The 19,856-nt window shown below is 60.5% G+C and carries 21 protein-coding genes and 1 pseudogene; 12 read left to right on the plus strand and 10 right to left on the minus strand.

Annotated features, from left to right (window positions below; translation table 11 throughout):
• Positions 1 to 184 precede the first annotated feature (184 nt).
• The 3 genes from PXJ20_RS26385 to PXJ20_RS26395 all read left to right on the plus strand — a co-directional run bounded on the left by PXJ20_RS26385 (position 185) and on the right by PXJ20_RS26395 (position 1,975).
• On the plus strand, positions 185 to 844 hold the full coding sequence (locus tag PXJ20_RS26385; RefSeq protein ID WP_421032703.1) for a M15 family metallopeptidase: 660 nt from the start codon (positions 185 to 187) through the stop codon (positions 842 to 844).
• A 179-nt stretch (positions 845 to 1,023) separates the two neighbouring features.
• Positions 1,024 to 1,362, plus strand: a complete 339-nt coding sequence (locus PXJ20_RS26390) for a DMT family transporter (protein ID WP_421032704.1) — start codon at positions 1,024 to 1,026, stop codon at positions 1,360 to 1,362.
• Between the two features lie 178 nt (positions 1,363 to 1,540).
• Positions 1,541 to 1,975, plus strand: coding sequence for a VOC family protein (locus PXJ20_RS26395; RefSeq protein WP_421032705.1), 435 nt, complete (start codon positions 1,541 to 1,543; stop codon positions 1,973 to 1,975).
• A gap of 355 nt (positions 1,976 to 2,330) precedes the next feature.
• On the opposite strand, the gene PXJ20_RS26400 is transcribed toward PXJ20_RS26395, so the two are convergent.
• Entirely contained in the window at positions 2,331 to 3,212 is an 882-nt protein-coding gene (locus tag PXJ20_RS26400) for an NmrA family NAD(P)-binding protein (RefSeq protein WP_421032706.1), read from the minus strand.
• A gap of 115 nt (positions 3,213 to 3,327) precedes the next feature.
• On the opposite strand from PXJ20_RS26400, the gene PXJ20_RS26405 reads away from it, so the two are divergent.
• The 6 genes and pseudogenes from PXJ20_RS26405 to PXJ20_RS26430 all read left to right on the plus strand — a co-directional run bounded on the left by PXJ20_RS26405 (position 3,328) and on the right by PXJ20_RS26430 (position 8,504).
• The gene (locus PXJ20_RS26405; protein WP_421032707.1) at positions 3,328 to 4,206 is read left to right on the plus strand and encodes a LysR family transcriptional regulator; all 879 of its coding nucleotides are present in this window, start codon (positions 3,328 to 3,330) and stop codon (positions 4,204 to 4,206) included.
• Positions 4,207 to 4,413: 207 nt separating this feature from the next.
• A pseudogene (locus PXJ20_RS26410) lies at positions 4,414 to 4,607 on the plus strand (DUF1289 domain-containing protein).
• Between the two features lie 446 nt (positions 4,608 to 5,053).
• The gene (locus tag PXJ20_RS26415) at positions 5,054 to 5,323 is read left to right on the plus strand and encodes a CPCC family cysteine-rich protein (RefSeq protein WP_421032708.1); all 270 of its coding nucleotides are present in this window, start codon (positions 5,054 to 5,056) and stop codon (positions 5,321 to 5,323) included.
• Positions 5,324 to 5,578: 255 nt separating this feature from the next.
• A complete protein-coding gene (locus PXJ20_RS26420; RefSeq protein WP_421032709.1) occupies positions 5,579 to 6,634 on the plus strand; it encodes a hypothetical protein in 1,056 nt (351 codons plus the stop codon).
• 359 nt (positions 6,635 to 6,993) lie between these two features.
• Entirely contained in the window at positions 6,994 to 7,797 is an 804-nt protein-coding gene (locus tag PXJ20_RS26425; RefSeq protein ID WP_421032710.1) for a lipid II flippase Amj family protein, read from the plus strand.
• 155 nt (positions 7,798 to 7,952) lie between these two features.
• Entirely contained in the window at positions 7,953 to 8,504 is a 552-nt protein-coding gene (locus PXJ20_RS26430) for an adenylate kinase (protein WP_421032711.1), read from the plus strand.
• 346 nt (positions 8,505 to 8,850) lie between these two features.
• Here PXJ20_RS26430 and PXJ20_RS26435 read toward each other — a convergent pair whose 3' ends face one another.
• Together PXJ20_RS26435 and PXJ20_RS26440 are read right to left on the minus strand one after the other, a co-directional pair.
• Entirely contained in the window at positions 8,851 to 9,291 is a 441-nt protein-coding gene (locus tag PXJ20_RS26435; RefSeq protein ID WP_421032712.1) for an NUDIX domain-containing protein, read from the minus strand.
• Positions 9,292 to 9,337: 46 nt separating this feature from the next.
• Positions 9,338 to 10,741 (minus strand): AAA family ATPase, encoded by a 1,404-nt coding sequence (locus PXJ20_RS26440; RefSeq protein WP_421032713.1) that lies wholly within the window; start codon positions 10,739 to 10,741, stop codon positions 9,338 to 9,340.
• Positions 10,742 to 11,405: 664 nt separating this feature from the next.
• Between PXJ20_RS26440 and PXJ20_RS26445 the strand changes: the two genes are divergently transcribed.
• The 3 genes from PXJ20_RS26445 to PXJ20_RS26455 all read left to right on the plus strand — a co-directional run bounded on the left by PXJ20_RS26445 (position 11,406) and on the right by PXJ20_RS26455 (position 13,191).
• Entirely contained in the window at positions 11,406 to 12,326 is a 921-nt protein-coding gene (locus PXJ20_RS26445) for a tyrosine-type recombinase/integrase (RefSeq protein WP_042303857.1), read from the plus strand.
• 71 nt (positions 12,327 to 12,397) lie between these two features.
• Positions 12,398 to 12,865, plus strand: coding sequence for a hypothetical protein (locus PXJ20_RS26450; protein WP_421032714.1), 468 nt, complete (start codon positions 12,398 to 12,400; stop codon positions 12,863 to 12,865).
• A 128-nt stretch (positions 12,866 to 12,993) separates the two neighbouring features.
• On the plus strand, positions 12,994 to 13,191 hold the full coding sequence (locus tag PXJ20_RS26455) for a hypothetical protein (RefSeq protein WP_042303855.1): 198 nt from the start codon (positions 12,994 to 12,996) through the stop codon (positions 13,189 to 13,191).
• 354 nt (positions 13,192 to 13,545) lie between these two features.
• Here the strand turns inward: PXJ20_RS26455 and PXJ20_RS26460 are convergent, their stop codons facing one another.
• The 7 genes from PXJ20_RS26460 to PXJ20_RS26490 all read right to left on the minus strand — a co-directional run bounded on the left by PXJ20_RS26460 (position 13,546) and on the right by PXJ20_RS26490 (position 19,597).
• Positions 13,546 to 13,899: a hypothetical protein gene (locus PXJ20_RS26460; protein WP_042303854.1), complete on the minus strand. Its 354-nt coding sequence runs from the start codon at positions 13,897 to 13,899 to the stop codon at positions 13,546 to 13,548.
• 113 nt (positions 13,900 to 14,012) lie between these two features.
• Positions 14,013 to 14,564, minus strand: coding sequence for a phospholipase D-like domain-containing protein (locus PXJ20_RS26465; protein WP_421032715.1), 552 nt, complete (start codon positions 14,562 to 14,564; stop codon positions 14,013 to 14,015).
• Between the two features lie 80 nt (positions 14,565 to 14,644).
• Positions 14,645 to 14,851 carry a hypothetical protein gene (locus PXJ20_RS26470; protein ID WP_042303853.1) on the minus strand — a complete coding sequence of 69 codons (207 nt, stop codon included), beginning with the start codon at positions 14,849 to 14,851 and terminating at the stop codon, positions 14,645 to 14,647.
• A 47-nt stretch (positions 14,852 to 14,898) separates the two neighbouring features.
• Complete coding sequence (locus PXJ20_RS26475; RefSeq protein ID WP_421032716.1) at positions 14,899 to 15,096, minus strand: hypothetical protein; 198 nt, start codon at positions 15,094 to 15,096, stop codon at positions 14,899 to 14,901.
• A gap of 72 nt (positions 15,097 to 15,168) precedes the next feature.
• Positions 15,169 to 17,490: an SMC family ATPase gene (locus PXJ20_RS26480; protein ID WP_421032717.1), complete on the minus strand. Its 2,322-nt coding sequence runs from the start codon at positions 17,488 to 17,490 to the stop codon at positions 15,169 to 15,171.
• Positions 17,478 to 18,023, minus strand: a complete 546-nt coding sequence (locus tag PXJ20_RS26485; RefSeq protein ID WP_421032718.1) for a hypothetical protein — start codon at positions 18,021 to 18,023, stop codon at positions 17,478 to 17,480. Before PXJ20_RS26485 ends, PXJ20_RS26480 begins: the two co-directional genes overlap by 13 nt.
• A gap of 224 nt (positions 18,024 to 18,247) precedes the next feature.
• Positions 18,248 to 19,597, minus strand: a complete 1,350-nt coding sequence (locus PXJ20_RS26490; protein ID WP_421032719.1) for a metallophosphoesterase family protein — start codon at positions 19,595 to 19,597, stop codon at positions 18,248 to 18,250.
• Positions 19,598 to 19,856 lie beyond the last annotated feature (259 nt).

Genomic DNA, 19,856 nt, shown 5'->3' on the forward strand with positions numbered 1-19,856 from the left:
GTTTGAGACGTCCGACGTGGTGCTCAGAATCGTCGACCACGCGGTGCCCCTTCGCATTCGTTGGTTCACGCGAACGACGCGGACCAGACAGAGAGTGGCTCAGAGAGTTTTTGCTCCTGTTTGTGGAAGCCTTCGGCGCGGGTAATATCGCCCACGCCCGCATTGAAGTTTCTGAAATGAATTCATGTTGACTCTAGCCGATCCTAAAATTCTCCAAATTCCATTGATCGAAAACGGAGAGCGTTTGGTCCCGCTCGACGGTTTGAACGCGCGAATTATTGTCGATAACTCAAAGGAGAACACCGACGCCCTCGGCTACGAGCCTTGCTTTTACATACGCGAAACGGTGGGTTGCAAACTCGTCGAAGCCGTCCTTCAAACCCCAGATAACTATGCTTTCCTTATTAAGGAATCACTTCGCCCGCGGAACCTGCAGGCATTGTGGTTCGGTGACTATCTGCGCAGCATTTGGGACGCTAACCCCGCACTTCCGGAAGTCGAGGCTGTGGCGCTAGCTGCGCGGTTTGTCGCACCACCTTCCGTTGCAGGACACCCGACAGGCGGTGCGGTCGATCTTACGCTTTGTGATCTGCGAGGATATGAGTTTGACTTGGGATGCGCATACGACCAGGATGAAAAGACGTCGAATGGCGCATGCTTTTCTCATTTTGAGAGGATCTCACCTGAAGCATCCAAACATCGCCGGATACTTTTTGAGGCTTTGAGTTCCGTTGGATTCGTCAACTACCCGTTCGAGTGGTGGCATTGGTCCTATGGGGACCGTTATTGGGCTGCCGTCACGGAGCATCCGCACGCATTGTATGATGCTGTTGCCGACCGTTAGCAATATGGGCTCGCGCGCTCATCCGACGACCATCGGCCAAGAAGCGACGCACGACGACACGTTGAGCATCGTTGACAACCGTTCCTCATTTTGGGACGATATTTTCAGTCTCGGGGTACCGCTACCTCTTACGCTTGCTCTAACGTTCGGTATAAACGTTGGGCTGGCGAGGTACGTCCATGTCCCCCACCCAAGCCGCATGGCTCATTCTTGCTGCGAGCGTCGCCGCTGAATCACTCGGCACTGCAGCCCTCAACCTCTCCGCTGGCTTTACCCGCCTGCTTCCGTCGGTAGTGACCGTTACGTGTTATGTGGCAGCCGTCTTTCTGATGGCTGTCGCGACGAAAAGAATCGAAATGAGTTTGGCTTACGCAGCCTGGGCTGGAAGCAGCGCGGTGCTGACGGCAGTGATAGGTTTCGTCTGGTTTGGGGAATCGCTTAACGCCGTTAAGGCGATTGGATTGATTGCTGCGATATTTGGCATCGTTTTGCTGAACTTCAGCAGCAACGGTGCATAGCTAGCCAACGGCCGCTTCGGAGAAAGCTGGATGACCGCTCGGGGTCGGATTATGCCTTTTGCATTAGATGGGCGCCCGGCTTGATCGCCGCGCCAAGCCGTGGGGCAAGGTGCGGCCAAAACCGGTCACTCGGCAAGGCGGCGAAAATTGGCGACAATTTTCGTTCGACGTATCCTTGATGATCGATGTTCTGACACTCTTAGCCAACGACCCGATAAATCAGATGCAGTCACATCTCAGAATCGCCAGGCCTGTCAGCGACCTTTCGCGGGCAGAAAGCATGTATTGCGCAGCGCTTAGCCTCGTTGTGCTGGCAAAATTTCGAGACCATCAGGGGTTCGACGGGGTGATGCTCGGACGTTCCGGCATGGACTATCATTTCGAGTTCACACAGTGCCGCGAACATCCGGTAGCGCCAACACCGACACGTGAGGATTTGCTGGTGTTTTACGCCCCGGATCGAGTTGAGTGGCAGTCCACTTGCGATCGCCTCGCCCGGAGCGGATTTGTTTGCGTGACGTCGCTCAACCCTTATTGGGATGTGTCAGGCAGAACATTTGAGGATCACGACGGTTATCGAATCGTTTTGCAAAACTCGGCATGGTCCTCATGATGCATGCGTAAAGCAATTGGATGCCAACTCGATCGCTTTGCAGCAAGTCGCCGATCGCGTAAAAGGCAAACTCCGGCCATGAAGCGTCACTCACGAACTCTCAGCGGATGGCCGCTCCTCGAACCGAAGCTGACAATGGGCCGCGTCTCCGAACTCATTGTGGACGACGTGCGGATGGTTGCACGTGTTCGATGAGCGCACTTCGAAAGCTGGAGTGCCCTGCTTTTGATTTCACAGTTTTGGCTGTGTTTCCGGCATATGTCCGTTAGGTATCTGAACCAGGCGTTCGCATTGGACCAACTGGCTTGCGAGACAGCTCTGGTCAGTCGGTCCAGGAGGCATATTGTTTTTCAGGTCAGGACTCAAGTGCCCAGGTCTTGGCCATCGCGAGCGCGAAGTCACGATATGAACGTGGCATACGTCCCAGAAGTGTCGCGAGACGCTCGACATGCGTGGAGGAGGCAGCGGCACCATCCTGTTGGTAGCGGGCCATCATCAGCCGCATGTCGTATGCCAGCCATGCCGGGGCAGCCGCTTTGAGACGTGTCTCGAGGCGTTCGAGATCGTCGCCGCCATAACGGACCGGACGTCCCAGCGCTTCAGTCCAGATCGCGACCACAGTTTCTGCATCGATCACATCGGGCCCGACGAGTTCGTACGTCTCCCGCGGAAGCGGATCGGCGGCCCGCTCGCGGCGCAGCAACTCTCGGGCGGCCGCGTCGCCGATATCTCGAACATCGACCATCGAAATGCCTTTTGCGCCGATCGGCATGCCGTAGATGCCGTATGAAAGCAATGATTCTTTCAAGCGAGCGTCGTTCTGGATGAAATAGGCGGGGCGCAGCACGGTAGCGGGCAGGTCGAGACGTTCGATCATGCGTTCGACCGTGTATTTACCAGTGAAGTGCGGCACGTCGACGAAATCCTCTCCCTTGAAGACCGAGAGGTAGACCACGCCTTTCACGTCGGCCTCGCGCGCGATGCTCAGCGTCTGGAGCGCCTGGGTGAGCTCATCCGCAGCGTTCGGCGCCAGAAGGAACAGCGTGCTGACGCCGTTCATCGCCTGCCGGACGGAGTCGATGTCGGCGAGGTCGCCTTTGACTGCGGTGACACCATTGGGGAATGTCGCGCGCTCCGCTGCGCGGGTGAGTCCGCGTATCTCGGCCCCGCTGCTGCTCAGATGTTCGAGAACCTGCTTGCCGATAACGCCTGTGCTGCCTGTAACGAGGATTGCCATGATGATCTCCTGGAAATGGATGGGATGGGTTCGTCCACGAGGTGAACAATAGGCGTTTCATCGACGCGCGGAAAGTGACACCATTCAGATAGCTCGTCTCATAAATGGAACGATCATGGATCTGATTTCGCTTGCCGATTTCAATGCAGTGGCGGCGCACGGTGGGTTTGGCCCTGCGGGCAGGGCACTCGACCGGCCGAAGGCCACGTTGTCGCGCCGCGTCGCCGAACTGGAGGAAAGCCTTGGTGTCAGGTTGATCGAGCGGGGTTCACGCAGGCTTCGTCTCACCGAAGAGGGGCTCGCGCTCTACGAACGCACGCGTGGGCTCATAGCGGAAATTCAGGAGGCGGGGGAAGCGATCGCCTCGAACGCGCCTGTCGCGCGGGGACGATTGCGCATCAGTGCGCCTGTGGTGTTCGCGCACGTTGTGCTGAGCCGGATCGCCGTGCGCTTTGCGCTTGCCTGGCCCCAGGTCGAACTCGAAGTCATTGCGGAAGATCGTGCGGTCGATCCCGTCGACGAGGGGTATGACCTCGTCATCCGGATCGATCCGCCCCGTGACGAACCCCTTGCAGGCCGGCGCATCCTGGGCGATCAGCGGCTCCTCGTTGCCGCGCCTTCCCTGGCGATGCCCGCGACGGCTCCCGGTGCCGACTCATGGGCGGTGCCGGCGGTCATGTACGCGGCCTCGGCACCGGGTACGGTTTGGGAGGTTCGCGCGGAAGACGGCAGGACGAGAACGATCAAACCGATGCCCGTGTTACGCCTGTCGTCACTGCTGATGGCGCATGCCGCGGTGCTCGAAGGCGTGGGCGCAGCGGTTCTGCCGCGCCTGTTGGTCGATCGAGACATAGCGGAAAGACGACTCGTTTGCTGGGGAACGGTGGGCGCGCCCGTCGAGATCTGGGCGCTCTATCACTCGCGCCGCTTGCTGAGCGCGAAAGTTCGGGCATTCATGAACGTTCTGCGGGATTTGCAGCAGGATGAGGGGTAATGAGCAAGGGGGCGTGATCTGCGTGACCAACGGTATCGATTGATACAAGTTGCGCGCTGGACGAAGCCGGATCACTGCGCGGACGGGGAACCTACGCCACGTCATCGAGGACGCAACCCGAGCGTCGACCATGCGGCGCTCAAGCGCTTCAAGGCACTTTCACATGTGACGGACGAAGTCAATCCGACCCGCGTAGCGGCCTGAGTAATGGCAGTCCGACCACCGTGCATCGATGTTCGCTCGTTCGATGGCAGAACCAGCCTTTGCATCGGCTGCCTGCGGACGCGCGAAGAAATCCGGGCCTGAAAAGGATGACCGACCATCGGCGTCATCAGGTCCTTAATAACCGGCCACGGCGGCAGACAAGGGTCGGATGTGCGATGACGGGTCTGAAGCGATGAGCCGCCTTTCACCGAACGAGGACAGATGACCGAGAAGGGTCGAATTATGCCTTTTGCATTAGATGGGCGCCCGGCTTGATCGCCGCGCCACGCCGTGGGGCAAGGTGCGGCCAGTAGCGGCCGATCGACACACCGTCGGAGATCGCTGACAATTTGGCGAATTCTCAGCTTGGAAGCCAAGCGATGAAATGCCGGATATGTGAGCGAGCACTCGATCAGCCCGACGCCCCCTTGTCGATGAATTGTGGCGATGACTGCTGGGGGTTGCGTCGGCGAGATTGAGGCCGCTTTAGGCAATGCGGAATCGATCGAGCTGGTCCGAGAAGAACACGTTCGCGGATTTCGCCCGGGATTGACCACCAATCTCCCGTTCGAGGTGCCGTCGGCCAGACGCGGCCGTCCGTCTGGTTGCCGCAAAGCTCAGACTCTCAATTCAGTTAAACCGTATGACTTCTATCCGCGACCTTCCTCTCCGATGCCCTTGCTGCGGGTTCAAGACGCTCGGCGAGCGTGGCAGCTATGAAATCTGCGCCGTCTGCTTCTGGGAAGACGACGGGCAGGACGATGATGACGCGGACCGCGTGCTCGGCGGGCCTAATGGCCATTTGAGCCTTACGATGGGGCGAGCCAACTACCGAGCGTTTGGCGCTTCTCGCAGACAGGACCTACCGCACGTTCGACCACCATTACCTCACGAAATGCCAGATGTCGTGTAACCTCTTATTGCTCTAAAGTCGAGCAAAACTGCCAAAGAAAGGCGTTAGCGTCCGCCTTCTCAAGTTGCAAACGACGGCTCAGGGTCCGTTGATGCCGGGCGCGTCGGGCAGCAGTCGGCCAATTGCGGCCGGCCGTGCTTGCGATGCCGTGTGGATAATGGGACTATGCGGATAGTCGGCGGCGGCCATCGATGTTAAAGGCGGCATACGTCACTGAGTTGTGCTGACTTTTGTTGTTCGAATGGGACATAGGACATGGCGTCAAACAGGGACGAGTTTTCGCAACCTGTAAAGGATAGACTAGCGAAAAGGGCTGGATTTATGTGTTCGAACCCTGATTGTCGCGCAGTTACGTCAGGCCCGCATGATGACGGAGAACGTGCAATTAGTGTCGGGGTCGCTGCACATATTGCGGCCGCAGCAAGTGACGGGCCAAGGTATAACTCATATCAATCTTCCACTGAACGTGCTGACATAAGTAACGGGATTTGGTTGTGCCAAACTTGTTCGAAACTGATCGATAGCGATACCAAGCGGTTTCCCGAGGGGATTCTGCACCAGTGGGCTAGAGAACATGAGAAATTCGTTAAAGGCTTGGTTGGGCGTCCTGTTGCAGCGAATGCATCGTCTGGCCGTGTGGGAAAATTGAATGTATCCGCGATCTTTGTTAAATACCCGGGCGATGGAAAGTCCTGTATTCTTGATATCCGCGTAGACAATCACGGCGATGCGGAATTGATGATTAATTCTGTTGAGCTTGAGGTGCTGGAATGTTTTCAAAAGGCCCCGCTTGGGCACGCCTCATATTCCCATATTTATGACCTTGATATTAGCCATCTGCTGGAATTTGGTCAGAGGATTCGATGTGAGGTTGCGCAAGTTCTGGCTCCTGGAGAAACCGATAGATTTGCCATCGTGTTGTCGGCTCCGTCGCAATCGCAATTTACTCATTGGCGACTTGCGACTCACTTCGCTACCAATACTGTTGATGTTTTTGGACCAGAAATAGAACTATCCATTTCCCGCCCTACACAGGCACTTAATTCAATGGAAGAGATTAAGTCCCACTATAAGGAAAGGGGGGGGCAGCTTCTTCTGGAATACGTAAGCAATGGAGCGGAGGGGCCTTACTGTGGCAAGTTCGTGGCTGTAGAGCCTGCCCGGCACGGGGGCTTCAAGACATTTTTTGTTCTTGGATTAGCTATTTGCACATATTGCGGGCCCGAACCTTTATTTTCGGGGGACGCAGTGCTGGTTTTGCCGCAAGGCGGTTTGGCTAGAGCGATGTTGCGCAAAACCCCGACCGATTAAATTCGTTTCATTGATTTACCCCCTCTGGGAGAGCACGATGTTTGGCAAGCCAGTGATATCAGGTGGATGGCTGAGCAGTCATGAATGATTGAATCAATTCAGGGGATCCTGCGACAGAAGATTACTTGGTGCCCGTGCCTTTAGCCAGATTTTCCTCCAGCGAGCGTATGGTCTTGGGAATCGTCGGCGTCCCCTTTGGGTCGACGCGTGCCCTCCACCCATCCAGGCGCCCCGAGGCGGCATCGTCGGGCGATGGTCGGCCAGGATCGGACGTTCGGCATCGGCCACCAGATTGGTGACAATCGAAACGGGTCGGGCTCCGGTAGACTCCAACTCTTGGCCAACCTCGTCGCGATAGCATGGACACCCAGCTTTTCATCATCTGCGGACTTACATTCGTAATCCACGTCATCGCAACGCTGGCCTATGCGGTACGGATCGCAGGCGTTCGCACGCGACGGATCGCCGTGTCGTTCTCTCTGTTTGGGATCATCGCACTTGTCTCCCGAACGGCGAACTCGTTTCAAGGGCCGTTCATCGCCAAGCGCGTCGAGCTTGATATCGCTCAGCATCTGGAGGGTGGGCTGCTCAATGATTTTCGGCTCTTTCTGGTTACAGCCACTGCGGCAAGCATAGTCGGCGCGTTGCTGATCCCAACATTTCAGCGCTATTTCAGTCGCGCAGTCGAGCACTTCCAAGCCAATCGTTCGTTGCCGCGTCTTTTGCTTCACATTTTCAGTCGCGGAGGTATCAACTATATGCGTGACGGTGCACGCATCCCGTCACGCCAAAACATCTCTCAGCTAACGAGCGGTGCGGGTGTCTCTGGAAGGGTGATAGCTCTCAACGTATTCGCGATGGCCATCTGGACGGTTGGCGTTTTCGCGTCACTCTACGCGGGATACCTGAAGCCAGATTTACGCGTGACGTGCGCCAATCTATCGTCGGTCATTAATGGATTTGCGACTGTGGTTCTGGCGGTGGTAATCGACCCTCAGGTTTCTGTCATGACGGACGATGTAATCGAAGGCCGAATCTCCGAGAACAGCTTTAGGCGAGCTATCACTACCCTTGCCGGCGCACGTGTTCTCGGGACCGTGTGTGCACAAGTAATCCTCGTACCGGCCGCACTTCTCATCGTACGCGTCGCCGAGATAATCTAGACGATAGCACTGGCGTACCGTGCGTCGGAACGGCCGCTTCAGAGCAGCTCGGCTGTCCCTTCTGGGTCGAGTTATGCCTTTTGCATGAAGGGCCGCGCCCGTGCCGATCGCCGCACTCGGGCATGGGGCGGTGGTCGGCCAGAAGCGGCCGGTCGATGAATCGAGATGAATTGGCAACAATCGTCATCCAATCGCATTGTGAGTCGTCGCGTATGAACTTGGCCAGAACAGTGGTAGTTGGAAATTCGGGTTCGGGGAAAAGCTGGCTTTCGGAGCAGCTTGCAATCTCGCTCGGCGGTGCCTGGGTTGACCTTGACCTGCTCAACTGGGAGCCAGGCGGCTACAACCTGGCTAGGAAGCGAGAGGAAGTCATCTCAATGGCGCGTGTCGCGGCCGCCGAAGAGTGTTGGGTAATTGAAGGCATCTACGGCTGGATTGTTTCAGAGATTCTGCCGGCCGCGTCTGCACTTGTCTGGATAGATGTGGATGAGGCTGAATGTGTCGCGAACATCCACCAACGTGGAATGCGACGCGGCGCGGATGCGCAGTCGTTCGCAGAATTGCTGGGTTGGGCCGAGTCGTACCGCTCTCGTTCTGGATCGAGTTCGTATGGTGCGCACGAGGCGATATACAACGCGTTTGAGGGACCAAAAGCACGCCTGAAATCCAGAGTCCAGGTTACTGCCTTCGCTAGCAGCTTCGCCTGAGGATGCCACCTCAACCCAAGCGGACAGTGGCTCGATCGATGACGGACATTCGGTGGGGTGACGTGTAGCGCTCGGATGCCGGAGAGCTCGCGGACGCTGTCTATCGACCTATTGTGTTGAAAAACTCGTTGATGATCGATCTAGCGAGGTTTTCCGGGGTTCTCTTACGCTTGACCGATGCTCGCGAGCCGTCTGTACACCCATCTGAGAGAGGTCGATTTTTTGCGAGCCACCGCGTAACGGGCCCTACAATTTCAGCAAATTTGCCGGCTGTCAGCCGTCTACAGTGAGCAATACGACGGCCGATAGATTCGTATCTACGTTCACCGTCCGCAGCAAAGGCCGGCTACTTCTTGGTGACACGACAGTTGAGTTCCCAGAGAGCTGTCTTGTTTGAATCCCAGCGCAGTAGCGCATTAATCTCTCGATATGCTCCCCAACGCACGTCCACGTGTTCGCTTGATAGAACAAGCTCCTTGTCTGTGCAGTCCAGCCCGAAGCAATATTCGGGGATGACAAACATGTCAGTTGGCCAATGTCCGCGGTCGGTAAAGTGCTCAACGGGGATCGACGCCCGACTTTTTAGCGATTGAACCCTGCTGCGTGAGCCAACGCCGACTTCTTCCTGGCATTCCCTAACTGCCGCCTGAAACGGGGTTTCACCAACTTCTCCGCCGCCAGCGACACCCTGCCAATGTCCGTCGTCAGAACGTTTTAGGGCAGCGAACGTCACCTCGTGACTATCAACACGGTACGGGATGACAAGAACCTGAAATGGCGCACGCATCGAGTGAATCCGGTGAACCAAAGCTGCTTCGGATGGCAAAGCTTCGTTAGTTGGCCGCCGTTCGCGCCGACTGAGTCCGGGGCAACACGGCGGTTCCGCCTAGAAGCGTGCGCGCGAGCTTGCCATCGTGGCGTGCTAGCTCCGCGAAAACATTGTCCAGGTCGCCCATGGTCACCTTGCCGGGACTGCCTCGCATGATGCTCTGCTGCGCCAATCGGCGGACGAGCTCTTTCATGAATGCAGCGCTAACCCCTGTTGTCTTGGCCACGGCAGCCTCGGCAACATCGGTCGGGATTTCCATGGCACTTCCGTAAAGCTCAAGCAGCCTCAGGCGACATTCGTCGTCGGGAGCCGGTATCTCGATGGCTTGGTCGATACGGCCGGGACGACCTGCGATGGCATCTTCGATGTCGTCAGGGCGGTTGGTGGTGAGGATGAAGAAGAGCTGTGCCGATGGACTAAGTCCGTCCATTTCGTTGAGGAGGCGATTGAGCAATGCTTCCTCTTTCGCCTCCCTCATCTGCGTCCTGTCCCTGCCAATCAAATCCACATCCTCGATAACGATGATGCAGGGCTGGAGGAGCTTTGCGAGGTTGACATACTCGTCGAGTGCCGCGACCTGTCCGGCCGTGATCAGCAGCGTCGTGTGATGCTCCAGATTGGACGCAAGGTAGCGAATGATGTGTGTCTTTCCGGTACCAGGCGGCCCGTAAAGCAGGATTCCCTTCTGTTGGGAGTGGCCGAGCTTCGCAAGCGCTGGTCTGCTCTTCGCGAACTGGAAGATGTGGAGGTCAAGCGCTTCCATCGTGGCGGCGGAGAGAATCACCTCTTTGCGCGTGACCGTGTTAAGGCGATGCACAGTGACGCCCTTGGTCTGCCCGATATAGACCTCTTTGTCCTCAAACGAGAGCACTTTCCCCCGATAGAGTTTGGTTTTCGAAAGCGTCTGTTCGATGGTCTCGAACGTGCGAGTCACGAACGCCGCGCTATCCGGTGACGGCGGAAACGCAATCTCCACGTTGACGGTGCGAGGTCCTCTCGGAGGTTCGAAGCGTGTGAAAAGAACGGCTGCTCGAAGATTCGCCTGGTCGTGTACCAGCCAGAGGGCGTTATCCAACCCTTCGACCGGCTCATCTTCGCCGACGTCGATAGATTCATAGCGCACTGGCGTCAGAGCGAAGTCCGCTGGCGCCGAGCCTCGCGGTTCGACAAAGAGACCTGAAATGCGCGCAGGCATGAAGCTTTCGTGTGCTCGATTGATACCTAGAAGGCGCGTTTGATATGCCTTGAAGCATTCAAGTAACGCTGCCTGGACCTCCGTCCGAATATAGCTCGGAAACACTCGCAAAGCGGAGGAAAGCTCGGCAGTCGGAACGTCTCCAAAGTGCTCTTTGACGGCCTGCCAGGCATGCGTGTGTGGACTCTTATTCGTGGCTTGTTCTTCCTGCACGTTTCTGCTCCCGGAAACTCAATTTCGCTCCGACCTCGTTTGGCGGAGTAAGTGTATGGGGGAAAGCCAGGAATAAAATTCCAATTTGACGATGGGCCGTAGCAATCGCGTAGAAGCAGCGGCGCGCCCACGGCTTTGTGAAGAGGGTGGTGCGTTGGTGCGGGAGGAGGGAAAAATGCGTGCGCCCTTCGGCTTCTTCACAAGTTTTTATCGACGACTCAGTTGGGCCCCGTGCCATATTCGAGTTGTAACGAATGTTCCCTCGGCGAGCAGTGCGAGCACGCATGCGGTACGCGACGTGCCGACGACGCCGCGTCGATCGTCGCCAATCCGAGTTGATGCAATGGTCAAGTGAATGTCCGCGATCGAGAAAACTGAAGGTCCCTTGTGGGTCGACTCCGGTACTTCGTAGCCGGCGGCCGCGGTGTTTGCCGCGGCCGCTCTTCAGCGCCATCCGATTGGCAACGGGGTCGGGTGCCCCGTGCGTGGTGACACAACTATCGTCGCGACGGTGTCACTTTTATAACGATCTATGGCTGCCGGAGAGCCGAGCGCTACGGATAGCCCGGCCGGCGAACGGTACCCCTTCTCCCTGGTGGCACGTTGAGCGAATCGAAGATTCGCCCGGTGGGCGAGGAAACTCTAATTCAGTATATTTGGTGGTATGGACATCTACGAGAAGTGGACGACAGCGCCAGAAGACGGTTTCCGCTGGTGGCAGCAGACACACGCGACGGGTGCAAGCCGGCGGCCGTTCTCGGCACGCTCCATGGTCCAGCACTCCGCAATGTTTAGCCGCTTCAGCCGTCACCTCGTACTGCATGGAGCGACGGTGGCCAGCTTTGGGGCCGCTCACATCGAGTCGTTCCTTTCAGAACTGGCCGGCCGCAGCGCGCCCGGCACATCCACCGCCCTCCGCTACGTCAAGCTCCTTGACCGCCTGTGCAGGCACCTTGTCGACGAGGGCGTGCGCGCCGACAACCCAGCCAGCCAGTACGTGGTGCGAACGACGTGGCCGACCGGCGAGCCGGTTCCGGTCTTCCTTGATGAGGCCGAGGATCGGCGGCTGCAGAAGCACGTGCACGCCGTGGCACCTCCCGACGCGCGCGAGGTCCGCAATCGCGCAGTCGTAGCGCTGCTGCACGGCACCGGCATCACGTCGGCCGAGATCCGGTCCGTGCGCCGCGGCGATATCGCCGTCGAAGGTGCTCGGCCACACGTCGTCGTGAGGCAGCGCGGCGCACGCAAAGAGCGAAACATTCCGCTGCCTGCGTTTGCCATCGGAGCAATCGGGGCCTGGCTGTGCCGCGATGACGCGGCAGCGGACGATCTGCTCTTTCCGCTGAACGCCAGCACGGGCTCCTTCTGCGAAGAGACGTTGTGGCGCGCAGTCCGCGAAGCGCTCGGGGCGATTGGATTCAGCGGCCCGGACATGAGCCCGCGTGTGCTCCGCAATACCTATGTACGCCGGCTACTGCTTGCAGGCAGATCCCACCCGGACGTGAGTGCACTGCTCGGCCTGTCGAGCCAGCGCACCGTGGTGAGAATCCGGGCAACGATACCGCCGTCCGACGCGGCGACTTGACTTCGGGCAAGGCTCCGTAACCTGGAATGGCCGCCAGAACCCGGCGGTCAGTCCAGCAAAAGGAGCCCTGTATGCCCTACCGAAGTCCCTTCACACCGATCGTGTACCCGGACGAAACCGGCAGACCCAGCGTCATGGAATACCGCGTGGTCTTTACGGCGCGCGACCCGTGGCTCGCGATCCTGCAACTACGGCACACGAACACGGAATACACCAGTCCCGTTGCCTCAGCCGCGATTCGTGACGCCGTCCTCAACCGGGTACTCGACAATGATCTCCGTTCGCTTCCTCTGAACGCGTTGCGCCTGGTCGCTAGCGATGCGTCGGGCGATTTCGAGTACCGCCTCTCGCCGAACATCCACGACTATATCGCGCGGGGCAACCGTTACACGACTTCGCCTGAACCGGCGCGCGGAGGTAAGACGGTCGATCTCATCAGGATTGATCCCCGCCGACTGGTGGCCGGTAGTGCACGTGTCGACACGCTGCACGCTACTGCCGATCCGCCGTCGCCGGAGGTTCTGGCCGCTCTCGCATGACGGTCCGGCCGCCGGTCGCGATTCCGGCGCCGGCGGCCCGAACGCAGTGCGTTTTGAGCAGGATTCGTTCATTCCGGCGCGGGCATTGCGAGCCAGAATGTCCGGGTCATCCCAGTCTCATCAGTCCCATGACCACCTTCTCGCCAACCAACGTCCACCGGGCCAAAGGCCTCGAACGGCACCGCACGAAGGTAACGGGCGACTTCAGGTTCAAGGTCGACGACGACGGGCGGACCACAATGACCGATGAGGAGAAGCGGCTGCTTGACCTCTCGGAGCTGCGCGCCGATCTGCTGAAGCTTTTCGCGGACGCGGCGCGCGACTAGGTTCGCGACGGCAAGCCAGGCTGCACGCGCGACATCGGTTCGTCCGACGACGCGTGCGTGGGCGCCCGCGCAAGGCGGCCGCGGAGTGCCATGGCCGTTTCCGGAAGCCGTGGCTACGCCGGGGCTCGCGGCGGACTTGCCCGGTCGCGTGGCGAGCAGCAGACAGGCTCTCCCCGGTTTCCGTCCACGCTGAAAATGCAAAAAGCCCGCAATCTCCCTCAAGGGAGCGTTGCGGGCCTTTCTGCAGCGTATCCTCAGGCGGCATCCCCACGGATCGCACATGTCTAGCGTGCCGGCGTCATGGCTCAGGCCGCCATGGCAAAGAGATCCAGCTGCCCGGCGTCGACCGTCCCGTCAGGTTCGCCCGGGCAGCCGCATGTGCTGCCGCCACCGCGCACCGCCGGGCAGGCCACCGATGAACGCGGCGAAACCACGTTGGTGCACCGGCAGATCGATCGCTCCGCCGGTCGCGACAGCATCCGCGAGATACACAACGTAATCGACGGCATGCTCGCCGAACGTCTCGCGAAGTGCGCTCAGGGATTCAATTCCCGAGAGCATTTCGGCGAGAAAGTCAGCCCCACGCGCGCGACCTGCGAGGCCAGTGATAGCCGATATTGAGGCGTCGGCCTGGGCGCCCGCATCGGAGCCCACCTGGTCAACCGGCATGGCACCGGTTTCGCACAGACAACGCAGAACGTCGTCCATATAGTCACTTGCTGAATACGTCATCGTTGCTCCTTGAAAGCGATGACGCAGGTGCCCCGCTGGGGACACGCTGCCCCACCGGGAGATAGAAAGAAGAGAGAATGGATGCGCGCTCAGGGAGCGCTGTACAGCACGCCCTTCGCGGTCACATCACGCCAGTTCGCCGCATACGCGCTGGCCACTGCCGGCGCGCCGTGAATCACCACGACGTTTTCGGAGTTGAACCGTGCGGCCTGCTGCGAGTAGTTGAATGACCCGGTCTCCACCGTTGCGTTGTCGACCAGCAGGTACTTGCTGTGCTGCAGATCGAAGGCGTCGACCGTGCGCACCGGAATGCCGGCGTACACGAGGCTGTTCAGCGCCGCTCTTGCGCGGTGGCTGTGGTCGTCCGTGACGTTGTTGCGGTAATCCACTGTCACCGCGATGTCGATGCCGCGCCGATGCGCGGCGACAAGTGCGGCAACAACAGTACGCGACGTGAACGAGTAAGCCATCACGCGGATACTCGAGCGCGCCTCGCCGATCGTCTGAAGCACCAGCTGCTCCGCGCCACCATCGGGAGAGAACGCGACGTCGACGGACTCGGCGTGTGCCTGCGCCGCGATGAGGATGGCCGCTGACACGAGCACGGCCTGGGCGGCTGCGGCGGCGATCTGTCTGTTCATAAAGACTCCTTCGTTTGCTTACCGCCAAAGCCCCGCTCCTCGCGGAGACGGGGCCGGCTACGGAAACGCCTGCGGGGCTGTCAGTCGCAGGTCTTCGGGTGCGATACAGGAAACACGAGTACCCGCCCGTCGTTGCAGATGATGAAGTCGCCCTTCTCGCCTGCCGGCTCGTGGACGACGATGCTGGGCCTGAACCCTGCGGGCCGGACCTCGTGAACCGGGGTGGAACAGCCGCACAGGCCGGCGGAGCCGCCGGCCGCAATCAGCAGCATGAGGAAATTGGACATATGGATCGTTGGGTTGGAAAGCGTGCGTCCCGTGGGACGCACGCGTGTCAGAAGCAGCCTTGCTGGCCGCAGGGAACGGGCGGAGCCGAGACACCGAAGGTGAGCCACCTGCCGTCGAGCAGAACGTCGCGCAGCAGCGTGCCGTTCAGTACGTAGGTGTGCGTGGTCCCCATGCGGCGCCCGGCGGGCCGGATGTCTACTGTCACCGCCTGCACCCGGTCGTTGAAGATGTGTTGCGCTTTCATGGCATTCCTCTTTTGATGCGAGGAACGCCCCCGTGGGGATCGTTCCCCACGGGGTTAAAAGTTAGGTCTCACTCAGGCTGCAAGTGCGACTACGTCAATGACTGCGTCAGCCTGTTCAACCAGCTCGGGTGTCTGCGAGATGAAGAACTCCCGCTCGTATCCGCCCTGACGCAATACTTCGCGCTTCATCCGCATGAACTGCAACTTGCGCTCAGGATCGAGCGGGCCGTCCGATTCATCGCTGAAAAGCGTCTGGTAAGGCTGGCCGGCGTTACTGGCCATGTACAGCGCTATGCCGCGCGTCAGGCATTCGTTGACCCACACCTTCTGGCCACCCGACATCACCGACACAGCCTTGGTGCTGTCGTTGTCGCCGTCATGGACGAGGATCTCGAAGCCCTCACGCAGATCGCCGTTCGCAAGCTCACGCTGCGTGCGTATCTCGACCGTGAAGCGGGGGCCATAGCACGCGAGCAGCAGGTCGTTGACTGTCTGCGTAAGTGCCGGTCCGGCGTCGTCGATCGTCAGCGCCACGAGACCATCGTTGCCAAGGCCCCGGGCGAGCAGCTTCCACTGCGCGATCTCGTCAGACAGGCGTTCGGCCTGCGTGCGCGTTGCATCGAAACCGGCCAGTTCCGTCTTCATCGCGTCACGCTGTGTCTCGCGTGTTGCGTGCTGACGGATCAAGGTTTCAATGCGTCCATCGAGCGCCGCGGTGGCCTCGCGGTTCACGAGCAGTTGCCTGTCGAGTTCCGCGATCGCCGCCGTGACATCGTGCGCAGCCAGCCGCGAGACCTCACTGTCCATGTCGCGCAGTTGGCCCTGCAGTCGCGTCGTGTCCGCCTCCCGGCGTTGCGCAACCTGGGCCATCTGCACGCCGATGTCGGCAAGCTCGGTTCTTACCTGCGACAGCGCGACGGCTGCGGCGTCGAGCAGTGGCTTGCGGGCCGCAAGCTCGGTGGCTGCCTGCAACGCACGACGGCCGGACGCAAGCGCGTCCGTCGCCGCACGCAGTTCTTCGCGCTTGCTGGCAAGCTCGCCAACAACCGGACTGAGCCCATCGGCCAGGGCCTTCTTCGTGCGGTACTGCTCCCGAAGATCCCTGACGGCGACGCGCTGCTCGCCGGCCTGTTGCGCTGAAGACCGCGCCTGCGTGAGCAGGGGGCAGGTGGCATGCATGGCGTGACCCGCACAGGGCACCTGGCTGATGACCGAGGCCTGCTGCTCAAGGGTTTGCAGCAGCTCCGCCTTCGTCCTGCCTTGCGACTCCAGAGCCGTCAGCACCGCGCTGGCTTCGGTCAATGCCGTGTGCTTTGGCTCCAGCATTGCGATCGCGGTCTGAAGCGTCTGAATACGCGCCTCTTCCCTGCCGATCGCGAGTCTCGCCTCATCGCACTGTGCCTGCGCGCCTTCAATCCGCGCGCGTTGGGCAAGCGTTGCCTCGTGCGATACGCAGGTTTGGAGAAGCGCCGTGCGGCGACCATCAAGGCGGCGGGTGACCGCACCTGCGTCGACGACCACTGCGTCGAGCGACGCCTGTACCTCGGCTCGCCGTTTCGCCAGTTCACGCAGACGGGCCTCCACCGTTGCCGACTCGGCCTGCTTCGCTGCCAGCGTCGCGCGCTGTTGCCCGAGCGTCTGCGCTGTGGCCTGAAGGCCCTCGCGCTCGCGCCGTGCTGCCGCAATCGATTCAGCATCGGATGCGATCGCGCGCTCCGTCGCCTCCACCAGCTCGCGCCTGTGGGCAAGCGAGGCCAGCTCGCGCTGGATGCTGTCCAGTTTCCCGGCCAGCAGTCTGGCGACATCGGCCGCTTTGGCAGACAGTGCACGCAGGTGATCGATATGCAGCAGCTCGGCGAGCAACGACTTGATCTCGCCGGTGCTGTACGACGCAAACGGCCTCCGGTTCTGTGCCGAAAATGCGCTCGTGAAAAACGATTCGAGCGAACCGCATACCGACTCGACACAACGGTCGTACGTCTCCGCCTTGCCATCGGACCTCGTGCCGTCCGGCGCAATGTAGGGTTGCCAGGGGCCTGCCCGGTCGCGCCACGCGAGGAAATACTCCGCCTTGCCAGTCTTGCCCGGTTTGCGGAACGCGAAGGTGGAGCGGTAGCGTACGTTGGCGTGCTCCCACTCAAGGATCTTCTGCGCCTGGGCGCCAAAGAGATGGTCCCAGTACGAGAAGGCGTCAACGGAGAGCTTCGCCGCACGCGAGGGCATGATGCGGTAGGGATGCAGGTTGTCCATTAGCGTGGACTTGCCCGCGCCGTTCGGCCCGGTAAATGCGATAAGGCCCGTGGGCAGCGATTCGAGATCGAGCGTGACGCTTTCGCGTCGCATCCCGTCGCGAACGCCCAGGAAGCCTTCGAGCGTCAGGCCTAGCGGTCGCATGGCAGGCCCTCCAGCAGTGGCACGTCGTGGAGGTAATCGGACGGCAGCCACGGCACGTCATCGTCGTTGGGCAACGACGCGCCAATCACCGGATCGGCGACGGCTGTCACAGTCGCTGGCGCCGGCGGCACGATCGTGCCGTCAATGGCGCGCTCCAGCGCCGTGCAGGCCGCGCGAAACCGGGTGCCTGCGAGCGTGAGCAGCTGTTCCCAGCTGTCGCACGCCGTGAGCGCCTTCAGTTCCCGCGGGGACCACTGGCTCGCATATCCATTGCTGTGCGACCAGAGCAGATTCGTCATCTCGACGTCAGGGGCGACGACGCACTCGATCTCGCGAGCGTTGTCGTCATGCACCATCACGACAAAGCCATGGCGGACAGCGATGACCGATCCACGTGCAGGGCCGTAGGGTTGATGGAAAAGACCGGCCGTGAATCCGGCATGCTTCACGAGCAGTTGCTGGATCTCGCGCGACGGTGTGGTGGCAGTGAAATGCTGGACCCAGGCGGGACCGGCGGGGTAAAGGCCAAACATGGGCACACTCCATGGAAAAGGACGGAGTGCGCCCCCGTTGGGGATCGCTCCCCGTCAGGGTCAACAAGAAAATGGATGCAGCGGATGCTGCGGTCGATACGCCAGTGGCGCGGGTGAACCTTGTTCCGGCAGTGCGCTCGTTGTGAACGCATTGTCGGGACACGGCTGTGTCCAGAGCACGGGCGGGCCATACTGGCCCCGCCCGCGCCTGTGACGGCCATGAATCAGGCCGCGAAGAGATCGCCTTCGAGCCAGTCCGGCTCATCGGGATACGTGCCTGTCGTCGCGGCGGCCGCGTTGACGTCCGGTGCCGCACGCGCGACGAGCGAGAGCGGCGAACCCGACGGCACCTGATCGATGCGGGCAAGTACCGCCTCGGCGATTGCGGCGGCGTCTCCGCTCTGAAGCAGCTGCAGCCGTTCGAGCACCGGCGACGCGGAAACGCCCGTCAGTTCGCACCAGCGCGCGAGCTTTGCATCAACGGACGTTTCCAGACTGATGCCCTGGGCACGGCTGCGCACCACCGGAAGAATGCGAGGCTCGATCTTCAGGCCGGGGGAGTTCGCGAACATCGCCTCGATGGCAGCCCGATCCACCGACTGCCGGTGCTCTTCGTCAACCTCCCAGCGAACACGCACGAACGCATCGCCAGATTCGGCGGCCAGCCTGGCAAGCCGCTCCATGTCCGGAGGACCGTCAAAGTCGATGCAGACCATCCGTCGCGACGGCGTGGGCACGAGTCCGGCCGAAGCCGAGTCGGTCTTCACTTCCCATAGCAGGTATCCTTTCTCGTCCTGCTCGCCATAGTGGAAGCGGCCGATCGAACCCGGATAGGCAATGCGGCGGCCGCCCTGCTCCCACGACTGCGACTTGTGGATATGCCCGAGCATGAACGCAGAGCACTGCGCATCGAACAGCGCCGAGAGCGAGAACTCGTGATCGAATCCCGCCATCGTGACACCGTGCTCCGTCTCGCAGCCGACCACCGTGCCGTGTGAAATGCCCACGGTCGGGATTCCGGCCTCGCGCAGTTGCGAATTGTTCCGGCCCGAAGCCGCCAGATACGTCGCGAGCACGTCGCCCAGATCGGTCGCTGCCGCGAGCGCGCCAACGCTCGCTGCTAACTGCCCCTTGTTCACGGTCGGCAGACAGGTGAATACCGCTTCGGGCCGCTTCGCGATGACAGAGGCGAGCTCATTCTCGTCGAACAGGGGGCCGGTCGAGGCATGAAACCGACCGTCGATCAGCGCAACCTGCTGGATGCGGCTGGCGACGAACACCTCGAAAGTCGATCCCATGAGCCCGAAGATATCGAGGGTGCCCGGCGGCTCGTGCGAGAACGTGCCCTGCAGCATGATGACCGGCATGGCGGCCGCCAGGCGATGGATCCGCCTGGCGAGTGCGCAGAGCGCGGGCGAATGTGCATCGAGCCGGTGGTCGGTCGAGTCGCCCGAGACCACTGCAATGCGCGCACCGCGCGTGATCGCATCCTGCACGGCGAAGCCGAAGCAACGGTCGGCTTCGCCCAGCCGTTCGGGTGAGTAATGCAGGTCAGAAAACTGTGCGATCTTCAAGATGCACCTCCGTAAACGAAAGATGGCTACCCGATGGCAGCCACGATTGAGAGGACACCGCGCGAGGCGGCAATAGCAAAGGGGACACGGGGCGAATAGCGCCAGCCGGGCAAACAAGAGATGGCCGCACAAGGCGGGCGGTTTCGATGCGCTGTCGCACGTTCGAAAGCGTTCGAGCAAGGCAACCCTGCTTGCTGAAACACTCTCGCGTCGCGGTCTGAAAGAGAAAGGAGCGCCGACCCCCATGAGGGGTCGGCAA

The sequence above is a fragment of the Paraburkholderia sp. A1RI_3L genome, from assembly GCF_048957895.1.
GTDB lineage: Bacteria > Pseudomonadota > Gammaproteobacteria > Burkholderiales > Burkholderiaceae > Paraburkholderia > Paraburkholderia kururiensis.